This window comes from Salinivibrio sp. IB872 (assembly GCF_001995345.1).
GTDB classification, from domain to species: domain Bacteria; phylum Pseudomonadota; class Gammaproteobacteria; order Enterobacterales; family Vibrionaceae; genus Salinivibrio; species Salinivibrio proteolyticus.
This window is the reverse complement of the sequence record NZ_MUFO01000056.1, coordinates 1-16,284: the sequence shown is the minus strand read 5'-3', so window position 1 is coordinate 16,284 and position 16,284 is coordinate 1. Positions and strand designations below refer to the sequence as shown.

At 52.3% G+C, this 16,284-nt stretch carries 18 protein-coding genes and 1 rRNA gene; 11 read left to right on the top strand and 8 right to left on the bottom strand.

Annotated elements, in window-relative coordinates:
- Nucleotides 1-188, bottom strand: a 16S ribosomal RNA gene (locus BZJ18_RS15525); the annotation flags it as partial.
- Nucleotides 189-948: 760 nt separating this feature from the next.
- Here BZJ18_RS15525 and BZJ18_RS15520 point away from each other — a divergent pair.
- The gene (locus BZJ18_RS15520; protein ID WP_077458123.1) at nucleotides 949-1,488 is read left to right on the top strand and encodes a gamma carbonic anhydrase family protein; all 540 of its coding nucleotides are present in this window, start codon (nucleotides 949-951) and stop codon (nucleotides 1,486-1,488) included.
- On the opposite strand, the gene BZJ18_RS15515 is transcribed toward BZJ18_RS15520, so the two are convergent.
- Genes BZJ18_RS15515 through hemF form a run of 3 tightly spaced genes read right to left on the bottom strand, consistent with a single transcriptional unit; the run spans nucleotide 1,485 to nucleotide 3,487 of the window.
- Nucleotides 1,485-1,745 carry a DUF1488 domain-containing protein gene (locus tag BZJ18_RS15515; RefSeq protein ID WP_158010045.1) on the bottom strand — a complete coding sequence of 87 codons (261 nt, stop codon included), beginning with the start codon at nucleotides 1,743-1,745 and terminating at the stop codon, nucleotides 1,485-1,487. The genes BZJ18_RS15520 and BZJ18_RS15515 overlap by 4 nt on opposite strands.
- A complete protein-coding gene (aroE, locus tag BZJ18_RS15510; RefSeq protein ID WP_077458119.1) occupies nucleotides 1,742-2,566 on the bottom strand; it encodes a shikimate dehydrogenase in 825 nt (274 codons plus the stop codon). The genes BZJ18_RS15515 and aroE overlap by 4 nt, the downstream gene beginning before the upstream one ends.
- Before the next feature lie 3 nt (nucleotides 2,567-2,569).
- Nucleotides 2,570-3,487 (bottom strand): oxygen-dependent coproporphyrinogen oxidase, encoded by a 918-nt coding sequence (gene hemF, locus BZJ18_RS15505; protein WP_077458117.1) that lies wholly within the window; start codon nucleotides 3,485-3,487, stop codon nucleotides 2,570-2,572.
- A gap of 178 nt (nucleotides 3,488-3,665) precedes the next feature.
- Here hemF and purE point away from each other — a divergent pair, with 178 nt between their 5' ends.
- Both purE and BZJ18_RS15495 read left to right on the top strand, forming a co-directional pair.
- A complete protein-coding gene (purE, locus tag BZJ18_RS15500; RefSeq protein WP_069362358.1) occupies nucleotides 3,666-4,148 on the top strand; it encodes a 5-(carboxyamino)imidazole ribonucleotide mutase in 483 nt (160 codons plus the stop codon).
- A gap of 4 nt (nucleotides 4,149-4,152) precedes the next feature.
- Nucleotides 4,153-5,301 (top strand): 5-(carboxyamino)imidazole ribonucleotide synthase, encoded by a 1,149-nt coding sequence (locus BZJ18_RS15495; protein WP_077458115.1) that lies wholly within the window; start codon nucleotides 4,153-4,155, stop codon nucleotides 5,299-5,301.
- Here BZJ18_RS15495 and BZJ18_RS15490 read toward each other — a convergent pair.
- From BZJ18_RS15490 to BZJ18_RS15475, 4 genes are read right to left on the bottom strand one after another with little or no spacing between them, the layout of a single operon-like run.
- Nucleotides 5,298-5,855, bottom strand: coding sequence for a DNA topoisomerase family protein (locus BZJ18_RS15490; RefSeq protein WP_077458113.1), 558 nt, complete (start codon nucleotides 5,853-5,855; stop codon nucleotides 5,298-5,300). The genes BZJ18_RS15495 and BZJ18_RS15490 overlap by 4 nt on opposite strands.
- 28 nt (nucleotides 5,856-5,883) lie before the next feature.
- The gene (locus BZJ18_RS15485; RefSeq protein WP_077458111.1) at nucleotides 5,884-6,357 is read right to left on the bottom strand and encodes a DUF494 family protein; all 474 of its coding nucleotides are present in this window, start codon (nucleotides 6,355-6,357) and stop codon (nucleotides 5,884-5,886) included.
- A 2-nt stretch (nucleotides 6,358-6,359) separates the two neighbouring features.
- On the bottom strand, nucleotides 6,360-7,469 hold the full coding sequence (gene dprA, locus BZJ18_RS15480; RefSeq protein ID WP_077458109.1) for a DNA-processing protein DprA: 1,110 nt from the start codon (nucleotides 7,467-7,469) through the stop codon (nucleotides 6,360-6,362).
- Entirely contained in the window at nucleotides 7,459-8,520 is a 1,062-nt protein-coding gene (locus tag BZJ18_RS15475; RefSeq protein WP_077458107.1) for a LysM peptidoglycan-binding domain-containing protein, read from the bottom strand. Before BZJ18_RS15475 ends, dprA begins: the two co-directional genes overlap by 11 nt.
- 117 nt (nucleotides 8,521-8,637) lie before the next feature.
- Here BZJ18_RS15475 and def point away from each other — a divergent pair, with 117 nt between their 5' ends.
- The 8 genes from def to BZJ18_RS15435 form a co-directional block, all read left to right on the top strand.
- Nucleotides 8,638-9,150: a peptide deformylase gene (gene def / locus BZJ18_RS15470; protein ID WP_077458105.1), complete on the top strand. Its 513-nt coding sequence runs from the start codon at nucleotides 8,638-8,640 to the stop codon at nucleotides 9,148-9,150.
- Nucleotides 9,151-9,157: 7 nt separating this feature from the next.
- Nucleotides 9,158-10,102: a methionyl-tRNA formyltransferase gene (gene fmt / locus BZJ18_RS15465; protein WP_077458103.1), complete on the top strand. Its 945-nt coding sequence runs from the start codon at nucleotides 9,158-9,160 to the stop codon at nucleotides 10,100-10,102.
- A gap of 115 nt (nucleotides 10,103-10,217) precedes the next feature.
- The gene (gene rsmB, locus BZJ18_RS15460) at nucleotides 10,218-11,501 is read left to right on the top strand and encodes a 16S rRNA (cytosine(967)-C(5))-methyltransferase RsmB (RefSeq protein WP_077458101.1); all 1,284 of its coding nucleotides are present in this window, start codon (nucleotides 10,218-10,220) and stop codon (nucleotides 11,499-11,501) included.
- A gap of 16 nt (nucleotides 11,502-11,517) precedes the next feature.
- Nucleotides 11,518-12,903 carry a Trk system potassium transporter TrkA gene (gene trkA / locus BZJ18_RS15455; RefSeq protein ID WP_443216519.1) on the top strand — a complete coding sequence of 462 codons (1,386 nt, stop codon included), beginning with the start codon at nucleotides 11,518-11,520 and terminating at the stop codon, nucleotides 12,901-12,903.
- A gap of 137 nt (nucleotides 12,904-13,040) precedes the next feature.
- Nucleotides 13,041-14,072: a GGDEF domain-containing protein gene (locus BZJ18_RS15450; RefSeq protein ID WP_077458099.1), complete on the top strand. Its 1,032-nt coding sequence runs from the start codon at nucleotides 13,041-13,043 to the stop codon at nucleotides 14,070-14,072.
- Nucleotides 14,073-14,166: 94 nt separating this feature from the next.
- Nucleotides 14,167-14,433 (top strand): YihD family protein, encoded by a 267-nt coding sequence (locus BZJ18_RS15445; RefSeq protein ID WP_077458097.1) that lies wholly within the window; start codon nucleotides 14,167-14,169, stop codon nucleotides 14,431-14,433.
- A gap of 188 nt (nucleotides 14,434-14,621) precedes the next feature.
- The gene (gene ccoG / locus BZJ18_RS15440) at nucleotides 14,622-16,049 is read left to right on the top strand and encodes a cytochrome c oxidase accessory protein CcoG (protein ID WP_077458095.1); all 1,428 of its coding nucleotides are present in this window, start codon (nucleotides 14,622-14,624) and stop codon (nucleotides 16,047-16,049) included.
- A 144-nt stretch (nucleotides 16,050-16,193) separates the two neighbouring features.
- A partial coding sequence (locus tag BZJ18_RS15435) for a transposase DNA-binding-containing protein (RefSeq protein WP_131825298.1) occupies nucleotides 16,194-16,284 on the top strand: 91 nt, incomplete at its 3' end.

Genomic DNA, 16,284 nt, shown 5'->3' with positions numbered 1-16,284 from the left:
GCGGTATTAGCCGTCGTTTCCAACGGTTATCCCCCTCGTCAGGGCAGGTTCCCAGCCGTTACTCACCCGTCCGCCGCTCGACGTCCAGTAAATCCACCGAAGCTTCAATACTGCCGTTTCCGCTCGACTTGCATGTGTTAGGCCTGCCGCCAGCGTTCAATCTGAGCCATGATCAAACTCTTCAATTAAAGTTTTTTTCGAAACCGAAGTTTCAGCTCAATGAATACTGATTACTGTTTATCTCCGAAGAGAAAAACGAATTGACTGTGCCGAATAACTAAAAGTTATCGTTTGGTCACTCAGTTCATCGAATAAATCTTTTTGTCTATTCTCAACGAGTGCCCACACAGATTGCATAGGTCAAATTGTTAAAGAGCGTTGACTTGCGAAGCGTTGCTTCGCTCGGTCAGGGCTGCGTATATTACTCGCCTTGCCGATGAAGTCAAGAAGAAATTTTATCTTTTTGTTGATGCCAACCGGCGAAAACAAAACCTCTTTTTGACTCCCCTAACGCGTTGTCGGCGTTAAGTAGGNCTTGCGAAGCGTTGCTTCGCTCGGTCAGGGCTGCGTATATTACTCGCCTTGCCGATGAAGTCAAGAAGAAATTTTATCTTTTTGTTGATGCCAACCGGCGAAAACAAAACCTCTTTTTGACTCCCCTAACGCGTTGTCGGCGTTAAGTAGGTGGGCTATCTTAATCATTTAAAAACTAACGTCAAGCGTTTATTTTTATTTGATTTTTTGCCCCGACATGGCCGCTGAGCGCTTGCCCTGTGTGCCGTGTCGATGGAGGCGCATTATAGGGAAGCTGATCAGATTGGCAACCCCTTTTTAGTGGTTTTTTAGAAAAAAACTATCACTCGCTGTTTTTTTGCTCGCTAGGGTGTAAAACTGGTACCAAAGTCAGCGTTATCTGACATTGTATAGCGATATAAAGAGGGATTTGTGATGGCAAAACAGTTGCGCGCTTATAAAGGCATGATGCCTCAGCTGGGCGAACGCGTCTATATTGATGAATCCAGTGTATTGGCTGGCGATATTACGCTAGGCGATGATGTGAGTATTTGGCCGCTGGTTGCGGCACGTGGTGACGTGAACCATATCCAGATTGGCGCACGGACCAATGTGCAAGATGGCTCCGTCCTTCATGTCACCCATAAAAATGCGGAAAACCCAAATGGTTACCCGCTGATCATTGGTGAAGAAGTGACAATCGGCCACAAGGTCATGTTACACGGCTGCCGGATTGGCAACCGAGTTCTAGTGGGAATGGGGACGATTATTCTTGACGACGCTGTGATTGAAGATGAAGTGCTGATTGGCGCTGGTAGTTTAGTCCCGCCCGGAAAACGCTTAGAGAGCGGCTACCTGTATGTTGGCTCACCGGTCAAACAGGTTCGCCCCCTCACTGACAAAGAGCGTGCCTATTTTGCACGCTCAGCGCAAAACTATGTCGACACTAAAGACATCTACCGCTGCGAGCACTAGATCACCAAGCTGCCATCGGGTTCAAACGCTTCTGATTCGATGGCCGCTTCCATTTGCTCTTCAATATCAAACCAAACCTGTTCGACAATCGCCTGCGCATTATCCGAGTCTACCGCACAGCCGGCGAGCGCTGATAAGGTGGTAAAGCGGACAGCACATGTTAACAACGCACCATTAAGTTGGCCGTAGAAACAAACACGCGCCTTTGCGGTATCGACCTGCGCTTCGTCCGCAGCCAGAATAAGGGATTGATTCATCGACTGAGTGCCTCTCTTAACTGCTCGCGCACACGTTCGGTTTGCGGCCGACAGCCACGCCATATAGCAAAGCTTTCCGCCGCTTGTTCCACCAGCATGCCCAAGCCGTCTAAACATCGCCCTGCTCCTTGGCGTTGCGCCCATTGGTTGCTGGTTGTACAGCCAGCTTGATACACCATGTCATAGACAGTGGTCGCTGGGCCAATCGCTCCTTGCGGGAGAGGGGGATGGCTTTGATGTAAGCTCGCCGAGGTCGCATTAATGATCACATCAACGGGCGCCGCCATGGGTTTATCCACGGCATGACTGGTGATCGGTCCGGCCTCACCAAATGCAGCGGCTAATTGCTGGGCTTTTTGCTCGGTGCGATTCACTATCATCAGCAATGCTGGCTCTTGCTCCAGTAAAGGAAGCAACACACCCCTTGCTGCACCGCCTGCTCCCACAACCATAATGCGCTTATCGCGCAGTGCCACATGGTGGTAGTGTAAGTCAGTTACCAAACCTGCCCCGTCCGTATTATCACCCAGTAGGGAACCATCGCTTTGCTTAACCAGCGTATTCACGGCACCGGCGCGGCGGGCACGCTCTGTCAGTGTATCAACCCATTCATACGCTTGCTGTTTAAAAGGTACGGTCACATTGGCGCCGCGCCCTCCTTGCGCAAAAAACGCCTGCATGGTGGTCACAAAGCCTTCAAGCGGCGCCTCAATGGCTTGATAGTCGATGTCTTGTTGGGTTTGCGTCGCAAATGCGGCGTGGATCTGCGGCGACTTACTGTGGCCAATCGGGTGGCCTACCACGCAATAACGATCGGTCATCCGTTACCACTCCCTCGGTTTAAGGTAGTCGCGATAAAGTCTCGCTTCCGGTGCATCTTCATCAGGTGACCAGTTATATTCCCAGCGCGCCATCGGCGGCATCGACATCAGAATAGATTCGGTACGCCCACCACTTTGTAAGCCAAATAGCGTGCCTCTGTCATACACCAAGTTAAACTCGACATAGCGTCCGCGGCGATAAAGCTGAAAATCGCGTTCTCGCTCACCATAAGGCGTGGCTTTGCGGCGCTGTACTATCGGCAGGTAGGCATCGATAAAGCCTTTTCCAACCGCTTGGGTGTAGGCAAAGCACTGTTCGAATGGCCATTGGTTCAAATCATCAAAGAAAAGCCCGCCGACGCCACGGGTTTCATCACGGTGGGGCAGATAAAAATAGCGATCGCACCATGCTTTGTGATCAGCGTACACACTATCACCAAAAGGCGCGCATAAGGCTTTGGCGGTCTGATGCCAGTGCTGGCAGTCTTCATCGAACGGATAGAAAGGTGTGAGGTCAAAGCCGCCGCCAAACCACCACACAGGATCTGTACCTTCTTTTTCGGCAATGAAAAACCGCACGTTTGCGTGCGAGGTCGGCACGTACGGGTTATGAGGATGGATCACTAACGACACCCCCATGGCCTCAAAACAGCGCCCAGCAAGCTCTGGACGGTGCGCGGTCGCCGAGGCAGGCATTTGATCGCCAAATACGTGCGAGAAGTTCACTCCCGCTTGCTCAAATACTTGGCCCTGACGCAGGACGCGACTGCGGCCACCGCCCCCTTTCTCACGCTCCCACGCATCTTCAAAAAAACACGCTTGGCCATCTTCTTGCGCAAGCTGTTGGCAAATATCATCTTGAAGCTGGAGGAAAAAAGCCTTCACGGCTTGCTTATCAATTGTCGACTGACCGTGTGCCACGCTCACATCCTTTGTTACTGAGACTATGTGCTTACTTTACCTGATCCACGCACTGGGATCTTGACGGAATTTCATCCCCCACCGCTGACGCAAACGTTTTCCTTGCGATGAAATCTGGGTATAATTCGCGTCACGCTCAGCTTATCTTATTCACGCTTGTCATCAAGAAGGACGTATTATGACTGTCGGTATCATCATGGGCTCGCAATCCGATTGGCCTACCATGACACATGCAGCGGCTATGTTGGATCACTTTGCCATCCCTTACGAAACCCGTATTGTCTCTGCCCATCGCACACCACAGTTACTTGCCGACTACGCCCAACAAGCGGCCGAGCGCGGGATTAAAGTGATTATTGCCGGCGCCGGTGGTGCCGCCCATCTGCCTGGGATGACCGCCGCACACACCAGCCTGCCGGTGCTCGGCGTTCCGGTCCAGTCAAAAGCATTAAAGGGAATGGACTCATTGCTTTCTATTGCTCAAATGCCCAAAGGTGTAGCTGTGGGCACGCTTGCTATTGGTGACGCAGGCGCCGCGAATGCAGGCCTCCTTGCGGCACAAATTCTCGCAACGGCCGACCCTGATTTGATGGCAAAAGTGGATGCGTTCCGCCAAGCGCAAACTGAGGCCGTTCTCGCTCAACCCAACCCACAAGGGTAAGGCCATGAATATTCTGGTGTTAGGCGCGGGACAACTGGCTCGGATGATGGCCTTGGCCGGCGCGCCGCTCAATCTTATCGTCAGCGCCTATGATGTGCGTAGTGGCGACATTATTCACCCACTGACGCTGCAACCTTTGGGGCACGGCCTCAATACGGCCATCGCTGGCGCAGATATTATTACCGCAGAATTTGAGCATATCCCCGCTGATATCTTGCACCAATGCGAGCAAAGCGGGAAGTTACGCCCCAGTGCTCAGGCGATTCTAACCGGTGGCGACCGCCAAATTGAGAAAGCTCTGCTGATGCAAGCAGGCGTCGCCAATGCGCCATACCGAGTGGTGTATACACAAGCTGATTTAGAAAAGGCGGTCGACGCACTGGGGACACCCTTGGTCCTCAAAAGCACCTTGGATGGTTATGACGGCAAAGGACAGTGGCGCTATCGTGACGGCGATGATCTTCACGCATTATGGGCCGAGCTCGACGCCTTTCTTAGCGCGCCAGAGCAACGCGATGGCCAAGCCATCATTGCCGAAGCCATGATCCCCTTTGACCGAGAAGTGTCACTGATTGGTGTGCGTGGCGCGAATGGTGAATTTGCCAGTTATAGCCTGACCCAAAACCACCACCATGATGGGATATTAACCTTGTCTGTGGTGCGCCCGGATGAGCATGCCTTGCAAACACAGGCCGCGGACATGTTGGAAAAGATTGCCAGCGCGCTTAACTATGTGGGAGTGCTCGCGGTGGAATTCTTTGATGTAGACGGCAGCTTGCTGGTGAACGAGATAGCACCTCGGGTGCACAACTCCGGTCACTGGACACAGCAAGGTAGCGCGTGTTGCCAGTTTGAAAACCACCTGCGCGCCGTCAGCGGCTTACCCCTCGGCCCGACCGATTTAATCCAGCCGACGGCGATGATTAATATCTTAGGCCAAGGCAGTGTCCCGCTTGCGACCTATCGTGATGCCCATGTGCATTGGTATAACAAAACGCCTCGTCCGGGACGCAAAGTGGGCCATATTAATGTCACGGCCACGTCGAACGCGGCGCTTGCCACCAAGTTAGCCAGCCTCGCCAGCTACCTCCCCGACGATGCTTTTCACGGCTTAAAATCGGCTGCCTTGGCTCTCGCCGCGCAAACCGATTAACCCTCGCTTTCCGATTCTGCAGTCGGTTCACCTTGAATCGCGCTGCAGGGTTTATCGGCACATTGATGCACCGTCTTGCCGCCTTTCTTGCGTTCCACCAGCAGCGCAAAGCCACATTGCTCGCAGGTGCCGGCTATCGGTTGTGCGTTTACCGCAAAATGACACTTCGGGTATTGGTCACAGGCAAAAAAGCGCTTGCCGTAACGCGAGGTGCGCTCCACCAGCTCACCTTTGTGGCAGGCAGGGCAAGTGAGGGTAGTATGATCCGGTTCATCCGGTTTTTCGATATGCGTACATTGCGGGAACTGATCACAGCCAATAAACATACCGAATCGACCTTGGCGTAACACCAATTCTCCCTGATGACACGCCGGGCAAGCCACGCCAAGGGCTTTTACTACATGGCCATCACCATGATGTAACGCTTTGGTATAGTGGCAGTCTGGGTAGGCCGTACAGGCCAGAAACGGGCCTCGTTTGCCCGATTTAAACGCAAGAGCGCTGCCACATTCCGGGCAGCGCTCATGGGTATTCGGGGTGTTATCTTTACTCATTCACACCTTTTACTGTCATTGATAAGCGTTAGTGCACGTATCCCTCTTGTACGTCGTACAGCATTTCTTCCATCTGTGTATATGCACGTTCGTTACCGGGCACATTAAACAGCACCATCAAAATGACCCATTTTAGGTCATCAAGACAGAATTCTTGGGTCTCGAGCTCCATCACCCGATCGATGACCATTTCACGCGTTTCCGGTGAAAGTACCCCTGCTTGCTCCAAGAATAAAAGGAAGCCTCGGCTTTCTTGGTCAATAAAGCGTGTTTCTTGCTCGGTATAGATTCGGATCGAGCTTTGGGCACTGCCTGATAGGTAAGGCTGTTTATCCGCATTTTGCAACTGTGCCAGCTTTTCAAGCCAGTTCAGGGCTTTATATATATCGTCTTGATGAAAACCCGCACGGGACAATTCATCTGCTAACTCGTCCTGATCGATCATCACTTCCACATCGCTATGGATGTAGGTTTCGAACAGGTACATAAGAATGTCCATCATGGCTAGCCCCTCCTCGTTCTGACATAGCCACCGGGTACTGCTGCTACAAGCCCCTGGAGTTCTAAGTCTAACAACTGCATCATGATTTCGTGAACCGGTTGGTTGCAGCGCTCAGCCAGTACGTCGACACACGTCGCTTTAGTACCTACGTTAGCCAACAGCTCAGGAAATGGCAATCCTTCATGTGTATCTAACTTAGGCGCGTCACTAAATAATTCGGTTTGTTGACACGCGGCGAAGCTTATCAGGCTATCAATTTCATGCAAGATATCATCGACACAGTCTGTGAGTGTGGCCCCTTGTTTAATCAATTGGTGGCACCCACGCGACTGGACTTGGTCAATGGGCCCAGGAATCGCAAACACATCACGATTTTGCTCAAGTGCATAACGTGCCGTGATCAGCGACCCACTTTGTGGCGCGGCCTCTACCACTAATACGCCTGCCGATAACCCACTGATCAGTCGATTGCGCCGCGGAAAGTGCTCAGCCCTTGGCGGAGCCTCTGGCCAGAACTCTGAGACCAGTGCGCCTTGTGCTTCAATCCGCTCAGCCAATGCACGATGTCGTGCAGGATACACATTGGCAAGCCCGCTTCCTAGCACTGCTAATGTCTTGCCGTGGCCTTCAAGAGCACCTTTGTGTGCTCGGCCATCGATACCTAGCGCAAGCCCACTGGTAATCGCAACACCATGCTCAACCAATTGTTTAGCAAATTGATACGCCGTTTCTAAACCTTGCGGGGTCGCGTGACGACTGCCCACCATCGCCAATTGAGGCATCGCCAAGCAAGTCAGATCGCCTTGCACATACAAGAGCAAAGGCGGCCGTGCGATTTCTCGGAGTAATGCAGGGTAAGCTGGGTGGTCAAAGCCAATCAGGTGGCAATTCTCTTGCCTCGCCCACTCAAGGCTACGCTCAATCATGGCATGATTGGGATGCGTGACGGCCTGACACTGCTCAGCGGTTAAACCAACCGCGGCAAGATCATGAGCAGTTTGCTCACTCAACGCATCGATGGGCACTTTGGCCAACAGCGCGCGTCGCTGCGAAACGCGCAACCGCGGCACTTGGGTCAGTATCAACCACCCTCGCAGGGATTTATCGCGCATAGGCCAGTTGAGGGGACGGTGGCACCGCATGCATGCCGGCTTTGATCGGCTGACGCGCTTGCGTGATCACCGCCAAACTTACCCACGGATAAGCCCGAACCACCATGGTTTGTCCCACCGTCACATCAGGCAAGGCGGTCATCGGCTGCGCAGCACTGTCACTTGCGTTTTGATAGCGATACTCACCAGGGCCATTTAATACGTTGGCACCAGCTTCAGTGACAGTAAACATTTGCCCGGCTGTCACGCCATCATTGGCGCCTTTATCAAGTACCACAAGCTGACCATTCGCGACATACTCACTGCCATACAGATGCCCCAATAATGTGGCATCAGTTTGAGCCGCTTGGGGCCAAAAACGCGGATGCGTGTTCTCGGGCAAAGGTAACAAGACATCATTGGGGCGCACTTCCTGCACCACCCGTGTCAATGTCATCACACTGCGGCCTTCACTTCGCGCACGAATACGCCCATCAGCCACATGTTTTAAGCTCACCATCGCGGTAGGTTCGGCGCTAGCCTCTGACGGCGCAGGGCGTAAAAAGGTTTTCTCAACCCGAAACACTTGCCAATCCTTAACACTCAGGGACGCATCCACATATAGGGTATCGTGTACTGACAGATATTGACGTCCATCCGTCGAGCCAAGGACGCGAGTCAGCGCCACCAAACGCGCCTTTTCAACCAGTATGTCCTGCTGTAAATACGGCAGCAGCACAGGATCCACACTGCTCAGCGCTGGCGTGTTGGGCGTATCTCCCTTTGCTGCAATCGCACGTCTGGGCTTATAGCTAACGGTCGGTTTTCCCGCTTGCCATGTGAGGGTGAGCACATCGCCGGGATAAATCAGATTGGGATCCTTTATGGCCGGATTTGCGTACCACACTTCAGGCCATTGCCAAGGGTTATCGAAAAAGGCAGCGGCGATATCCCACAGGGTATCCCCTCGCTCAACCACATATCGCTGACTCTCGGCGGGGCCGGCTGCCAGTACTGGTAGCGCGATAGCCAATAGCCCAGCGGCGGCGAGATTGAATAGCTTTCTTGTCATCAATGTCTTCCTCACCAGACGGATGATGCTGATGCTGTCAATTGGCTGTCAAAATGTCTAGAATTAACCCAATTACCCCGTGCCGCTTTCGGCACAGTTCAATTTTTATGAGACGTTATGGCTTTATTGAACGTATTAACATTCCCAGATGAGCGTCTTCGCACCGTCGCCAAGCCGGTGGAAGCAGTGACGCCTGAGATCCAAAAAATGGTCGACGACATGCTCGAGACCATGTACGACGAAGACGGTATTGGCCTCGCGGCGACCCAGGTGGACTTTCACCAACGCATTGTAGTGATCGATATCTCAGAAACCCGCGATGACCCTATGGTGTTAATTAACCCAGAGATCATCGAAAAACGGGGTGAAGACGGTATCGAAGAAGGGTGCCTGTCCGTACCGGGTTCCCGTGCCTTAGTGCCACGTGCCGCCGAAGTGACTGTGAAAGCGTTAGACCGCGACGGCAATCCATATCAGTTTGATGCTGACGATCTGTTGGCCATTTGTGTCCAGCATGAGCTTGACCATTTAGAAGGTAAGCTGTTTGTTGACTACCTCTCGCCATTGAAGCGTCAACGCATCAAGCAGAAGATGGAAAAAATCAAACGCGCTAACCAAAAAGCAAGCTGAGGTCACTTTGAGTACACCGCTGCGTATTGTATTTGCGGGCACGCCGGATTTTGCCGCGCGCCATTTGCAAGCCCTGCTCGACAGTGAGCATGAGGTGATTGCGGTTTATAGCCGCGAAGATAAACCGGCAGGCCGAGGCAAGAAGCTCACGGCAAGCCCAGTGAAAAAGCTCGCGCTTGAGCATGACTTACCCGTGTATCAACCCCGCACGCTGCGTGATGAACAAGCGCAAGCGGAACTGGCAGCCTTAAACGCTGACGTGATGGTGGTGGTCGCTTACGGGCTGATCCTGCCCAAAGCAGTACTGGATACACCGCGATTGGGCTGTGTGAATGTCCACGGCTCTATTTTGCCACGTTGGCGCGGCGCCGCGCCAATTGAGCGTGCCGTGTGGGCGGGCGATACCGAAACCGGTGTCACTATCATGCAGATGGACGAAGGCCTTGATACCGGCGATATGCTAAAAATCGCCACGCTGCCTATCGAAGAAACCGATACCAGTGCCAGCTTGTATACGCGTTTGGCAGAATTGGGGCCCCAAGCCTTGATTGATTGTCTCAATGACATGGCCAACGGCATTATTCTTGCCGAGCCACAAAACGATGCCAAAGCCAACTATGCTGAGAAGCTGACCAAGCAAGAAGCCAAAATTGATTGGACACAAGATGCTGCATTTATCGGACGCTGCATTCGCGCCTTTAATCCACGTCCAGTCAGCTACTTCACCTTGGAAGAGCAAAATATCAAAGTCTGGCAGGCCAATGTGCTCGACATTGATGTCGACGCCACACCTGGCACGGTGATCAATACCGACAAGCACGGTATTCAGGTTGCTACCGGCAAAGGTGTACTCCAGCTAACACAGCTTCAGCCTCCCGGTAAAAAAGCCATGCAAGCCCATGAGCTGCTCAACGCGCGCCGTGAATGGTTTGAGATTGGTACACAGCTATAATGAACACGGTTTACCGTGTCATCGTCATTCAAAGGCCAGTCCACTGGCCTTTTTTATTGGTTAACGCCCCTTGGTGGCATACTACTCGCCACTTGGCTGCAATGTAGGTAACAGCATGAATGTAAGAGCCGCGGCTGCCCGCGTTCTGTATCAAGTTGTCGATCAGGGTCAGTCCCTGTCACAACAACTGCCTTTAGCCCAGCAACGTATCGCACCGCGTGACGCGGCCTTATTACAAGAGATGTGTTATGGCACCTTACGTTGGTTGCCACGCCTTGAGCAAATCGTGCAATCCTTGATGGATAAGCCACTGAAAGGCAAACAACGTGTCTTTCATCACCTCATTCTGGTCGGCTTGTATCAATTAGGCTATATGCGCATCCCAGCGCATGCTGCGGTGGCTGAAACCGTGAACGCCACCCAAACACTCAAGCGCCCTCAACTTCGTGGATTGATCAATGCCATCTTGCGTCAATATCAACGCGAGCAAACCGCGTTAGATGAAGCCAGTAGCGCCAATGCCGCCGGCGAGTTTTGCCACCCCAGTTGGCTACTCAAGCGGTTACAAGAAGCCTATCCCGAGCAATGGCAGGCGATTGTCGCGGCCAACCATCAAAAAGCGCCCATGTGGCTGCGGGTTAATCGTCAGTACCATCGCCCTGATACCTATCTTGCACTACTCAAAGAAGCGGGCATTGATGGAGAGTGCTTCGTTGAGGCTGGCGATGCGATCAAATTAGCCAAGCCGTGCGATGTATCGCGCTTACCAGGGTTTGACCAAGGTTGGGTATCCGTCCAAGACGCCGCTGCCCAGCTCGCGGTCGACTACCTGACCCCGCAAGCAGACGAGACGATTCTTGATTGCTGTGCGGCACCGGGCGGAAAAACCTGTCATATCTTAGAGCACCAACCGAGCGCACACGTGACCGCGATTGATGCCGATGCGCAAAGATTGAGCCGCATCAAAGAGAACCTTGCCCGACTGGGGCTTAATGCCACGGTGAAACAAGCCGATGCTCGCGAGCCCAGCACTTGGCATTCAGGCCCCGCGTTTGRCCGTATTTTGCTTGATGCACCCTGTTCGGCAACCGGTGTGATCCGTCGCCACCCCGACATCAAATGGTTACGCCGTGATAGCGACATTGCCGCCCTCGTCACGCTCCAAGCGGCAATCTTGGATGCAATGTGGCAGCAGCTTAAGCCGGGCGGTACTCTTGTGTATGCAACCTGTTCTGTTTTACCTGATGAAAATCGCCATCAAATCCGTGATTTTCTCGCCCGTACACCAGATGCCAACTTACGCAACGGCTCGTCAGAAGTACCGGGACGTCAGATTTTACCCGGCGAGCAAGACATGGACGGCTTTTACTACGCATGCTTGGAAAAGTCACTGACCTAAGTGCCAAGCAGGGAGAATTAATAACATGAAAATCATCATCTTGGGCGCCGGACAAGTCGGCGGCACCTTGGCAGAAAACTTGGTGGGTGAAAACAACGACATCACCATTGTCGATTGTGCGCCTGAGCGACTGCGTGACTTGCAAGACAAATACGATCTGCGCGTGGTGCAAGGCTATGCCAGCCATCCCTCAACGCTGCAAGAAGCTGGCGCACAAGATGCTGATATGTTGGTTGCCGTCACCAATTCTGACGAGACCAATATGATTGCTTGTCAGGTTGCGTATACCCGATTTAATACACCTAACCGTGTCGCCCGGATCCGCAGCCCAGAATACTTAGCAGTCAAAGATCAGCTGTTTAATCGCGAGGCCTGTCCGGTCGATCATTTAATTGCGCCCGAAGAGCTCGTCACCCGCTACATTCGCCGCCTCATTGAATATCCCGGGGCGCTGCAGGTGGTCGGTTTTGCCGATAACAAAGTGGGCTTAGTCGCCGTCAAAGCGTATTACGGCGGCCCGCTTGTCGGAAAGGCCTTGTCGGCGCTGCGTGAGCATATGCCGCACGTAGACACCCGTGTTGCCGCTATCTTCCGTCGCGATCGTCCGATTCGCCCGCAAGGCACCACCATTATCGAAGCCGATGATGAAGTGTTCTTTGTCGCCGCCAGTAACCACATTCGCTCCGTGATGAGTGAATTGCAACGCCTCGAAAAACCCTACAAACGGATCATGATTGTCGGGGGCGGGAATATCGGGGCAGGCCTAGCCATGGCACTTGAACGCCAATACAGCGTTAAGCTTATCGAGCGCGATCCTGCCCGGGCCGAACACCTATCTGAGTTGCTGGAAGATACCACGGTATTTTGTGGTGATGCCTCCGATCAAGAGCTGTTGAGTGAAGAGCACATTGATCAAATCGATGTCTTTATCGCGGTGACCAACGAAGATGAAGCGAACATCATGTCTGCCATGTTGGCCAAACGCCTTGGGGCAAAGAAAGTCATGGTGCTGATTCAACGCGGTGCGTATGTTGATTTAGTGCAAGGCGGTGCGATCGATATTGCCATCTCACCTCAACAAGCGACCATCTCTGCCCTGCTAACCCATGTGCGTCGCGGTGACATCGTCAATGTGTCATCGCTACGGCGTGGCGCGGCCGAAGCCATCGAGGCCATCGCCCATGGTGATGCTGCAACATCCAAAGTCGTGGGCCGTGAGATTGGCGATATCAAACTGCCCCCCGGCACCACCATCGGGGCAGTGGTACGTGGCGAAGAAGTCTTGATTGCACACGATAAAACTGTGATCCAACAAGACGATCATGTGGTGATGTTCTTGGTCGATAAAAAATACATTCCAGACGTAGAGCGTCTTTTCCAGCCCAGCCCTTTCTTTCTCTAAATCAATATCCTGTAGGCCAATCTGGCCTACAGGCACACACTTTTGGCTCGCGCACTGCCAGCGCCCTAAATTTGGGTATACACTGATAATAACGTGTTTTTCCGGCCCCCGACCGGACAGGGAGTATCAACGTAGCCATGTCGGATGATCAGTTTCAACAATCGACCGGTTTTCTAAAGAAAGCTGTGCCGTTAATGATGAAATACAAGGTGCCCACCACCCCTACCAACTACGCGTTGTGGTACACCTATGTCGCGGATACCGATCCTCAACTCAATGCGGATGTGGACGACACGCTCACGCACCACGGCACCTGCAGTCCGCTGCAAAGTGACATGCTCTACCAAAAACACGTCGCCGATAAACACAGCCAAGACATGAGCGCTCTCAAGCAAAGCCTCGAATCGATGATGACCGAGATGAGCCACTCGATGTCGGATACATTGCAAGACACCGATGCTTTCCAGAGTGTGTTAGATCGCACCTTCGAACAGCTTGCGCGGGTAGAAGATGAGGGCTTGTCTATCGATGAGACCATCGCGGTCGTGCGTAGCGTGGTTAAAGACTCGCAATCGCTCACCCAGTCAACCCGCTACTTCAAGCACCAGCTCAGTGATGCGCAGCAAGAGATCTCTCAGCTCAAACAGACGCTGGCAGAAATGACAGAGCAAGCCACGCATGATGGCTTAACCGGCCTATTAAACCGCCGTGCCTTCGACCGAGAACTCACCGCCTATATCGACAGCAATCTCACTCCGCCTTTTTGCCTCGCCATGATTGACCTTGACCACTTTAAAAAGCTCAACGACACCTATGGCCATGTGATTGGCGATACCGTGCTAAAACAAGTGGCCAAGCGCCTCAGCGATTACTGTCGTGATGGCATCCAAGCCTTTCGTTATGGCGGCGAAGAGTTTGCTTTGCTCATCCCGCAAAAACGTCTCAATGGCGCCAAGCGGATTGCTGAAACGATACGCACCGCTATCGACCGGATGATTATCAAAGACAGACGCCGAGGCAACACGCTCGACCATATCACGGTATCGATTGGCGTTGCCGAGTACGATAATGAAACGGGAGAGTCTGCGTCAGATCTCATTCATCGTGCTGACAAGCACTTATATAGCGCGAAGAAACTCGGCCGCAATCGCGTGATGCCGATAAATTAATCCTCACCTGCGCCTTATTTGATCTTGGCTAAGTTTCAGCCCAATACGCTCGGGCAAAATGGTGTTTTTTACGTGCCACACATAAAGGACACCTATGAATTGCCATCGCATCAATGAACTGCTCGAGCTGTTAAATCAGTCTTGGCAGAAAACGCCGGAGCGCTCACTGGTCGAGATGCTCACTGTCATTGCCCAAGAGGCTGGTCATCAAGACGGGCTGGATAACATCTCGGACGACACCTTGATCTATCAACTCAAAATGCGACTAGAAGATAAAACTGCCCCTATTCCCGGCTTGGCAAAAGACAGCGAAGAGGACTTCAAAGCCGCTATCTTGCGTGCTCGCGGTATTCAATCTTAAGCGGAATGAGGCAGGGAGCACACATAGAGCGCTGTTATAGCTGGAATTGTTCTAGTTTGTGACTGTTTCGCAAACTATGACACTGATAGAGTATTCGCGAATCTGGCTACGCTATAATCACGCGTCACAACGATAAACAGGGTCTGGCAACGTACCAAGGCCTCGACATCCCAAGGAAAGCCAATGTCATGAGCAACGAAAAGATAGACGTCAAAGACGTGACCGCAAAAGAATACAATCCGAAAACCCATAAAGGGGGCGACGATCGCTTTAATCCGAGCAATCGCATTTATGTGCGCGCGGTAAAAGGCTATTACCAAAAGATGCGCCGCTATATGGGCTGGTTTTTCATGGTGCTGTTTCTCGCGATTCCTTGGATCCCGTATCAAGGGCGCCAAGCGATTTTGCTCGATATCGGCAACCAGAAGTTCACCTTTTTTGGCACCACACTTTGGCCACAAGATCTGACCTTATTGGCAGCCTTGTTGATGCTTGGGGCGTTCGGACTCTTTTTTATTACCACCTTCCTCGGCCGCGTCTGGTGTGGATACCTTTGCCCGCAAACCGTGTGGACCTTCCTGTTTATCTGGTTTGAAGAAAAGCTCGAAGGCGCCGCCAACAAGCGTCGCAAACAAGACTCATTAAAAATGACCCCTGAGCTGGCCGTACGCAAAACCGCGAAACACGCAGCATGGTGGGTGATTTCTTTAATTACGGGCATGACCTTTGTCGGCTATTTTGTCCCCATGCGCGAGCTGGCGGTGGACTTAGTCACCTTTGATACCAGTTTCTGGGTCGGTTTTTGGGTGATTTTCTTTGCCGCCTGTACTTACGGAAATGCGGGATGGATGCGCTCGATTATGTGTATCCATATGTGTCCCTATGCACGTTTCCAATCTGCCATGTTCGACAAAGACACTTTTATTGTCGGCTATGATGTCGAACGGGGTGAAAAACGTGGCCCACGCCCACGTAAAAAAGATCCCAAAGAGTTGGGGCTGGGCGACTGTATTGACTGTAATTTATGTGTTCAAGTCTGCCCGACCGGCATCGATATTCGCGATGGCCTACAGTATGAATGTATCAACTGTGGCGCCTGTATTGATGCCTGTGACCAAACCATGGACCGCATGGGCTATGAACGCGGACTGATAAGCTATACCACCGAGCATAAGCTTGAAGGGAAGAAGACGGCAGTTATGCGACCCAAACTGGTCGGTTATGGCGTCGTTATGACCATTGTCACGGCCATGTTTATCTACTTAGCCATGTCCGTGATGCCCATGGAATTGGATGTCATTCGTGACCGTAACCAGCTGTATCGCGTCAACAATCAAGGGCTGATTGAGAATACCTACACGCTGAAAATCCTCAATAAGACCCAAAGTGATGAAACCTATACCCTCTCGGTGAAAGGGCTAAAAGACGTGCAATGGTACGGCCCACAAACCGTTAAAGTGCAAGCGGGAGAAGTGTTCTCACTGCCCATCAGTTTAGGCGTAGACACCTACGAAATGACCCAACGCATTGCCGACATCACGTTTGTCATGGAGCGTGCATCGGGCGACAAACAAAAAGAGGTCCAAGCGGAAAGCCGCTTTATTACAGACCTTTAATCAGCCACCCAACTGATTGGTAACAAGGGCGCATGCAGCCTGGCTTTCCTACACAAATCCCTCGATGAGAATCGAGGGATTTTTTTTGAACCTTTATCTGCCTGACTGATCTCAACAAAAAATCATAAGTTGAGGTAAGTGACTATGTTTTCAACAGATGCTGAGCAATGGGCCAAGGATACCTTCTACCATACCGAATTAGGTGATAGCCGCCGAACCAAGCGTCTGGTTAAAC

Bases quoted from the DNA above. Each gene is read 5' to 3' on its own strand.
- BZJ18_RS15520 (WP_077458123.1), top strand. From the start codon at position 949: ATGGCAAAACAGTTGCGCGCTTATAAAGGCATGATGCCTCAGCTGGGC.
- def (WP_077458105.1), top strand. From the start codon at position 8,638: ATGGCTTTATTGAACGTATTAACATTCCCAGATGAGCGTCTTCGCACC.
- BZJ18_RS15450 (WP_077458099.1), top strand. From the start codon at position 13,041: ATGTCGGATGATCAGTTTCAACAATCGACCGGTTTTCTAAAGAAAGCT.
- aroE (WP_077458119.1), bottom strand. From the start codon at position 2,566: ATGACCGATCGTTATTGCGTGGTAGGCCACCCGATTGGCCACAGTAAG.
- ccoG (WP_077458095.1), top strand. From the start codon at position 14,622: ATGAGCAACGAAAAGATAGACGTCAAAGACGTGACCGCAAAAGAATAC.
- BZJ18_RS15495 (WP_077458115.1), top strand. From the start codon at position 4,153: ATGAATATTCTGGTGTTAGGCGCGGGACAACTGGCTCGGATGATGGCC.
- BZJ18_RS15445 (WP_077458097.1), top strand. From the start codon at position 14,167: ATGAATTGCCATCGCATCAATGAACTGCTCGAGCTGTTAAATCAGTCT.
- BZJ18_RS15485 (WP_077458111.1), bottom strand. From the start codon at position 6,357: ATGATGGACATTCTTATGTACCTGTTCGAAACCTACATCCATAGCGAT.
- dprA (WP_077458109.1), bottom strand. From the start codon at position 7,469: ATGCGCGATAAATCCCTGCGAGGGTGGTTGATACTGACCCAAGTGCCG.
- BZJ18_RS15475 (WP_077458107.1), bottom strand. From the start codon at position 8,520: ATGACAAGAAAGCTATTCAATCTCGCCGCCGCTGGGCTATTGGCTATC.
- BZJ18_RS15515 (WP_158010045.1), bottom strand. From the start codon at position 1,745: ATGAATCAATCCCTTATTCTGGCTGCGGACGAAGCGCAGGTCGATACC.
- purE (WP_069362358.1), top strand. From the start codon at position 3,666: ATGACTGTCGGTATCATCATGGGCTCGCAATCCGATTGGCCTACCATG.
- BZJ18_RS15490 (WP_077458113.1), bottom strand. From the start codon at position 5,855: ATGAGTAAAGATAACACCCCGAATACCCATGAGCGCTGCCCGGAATGT.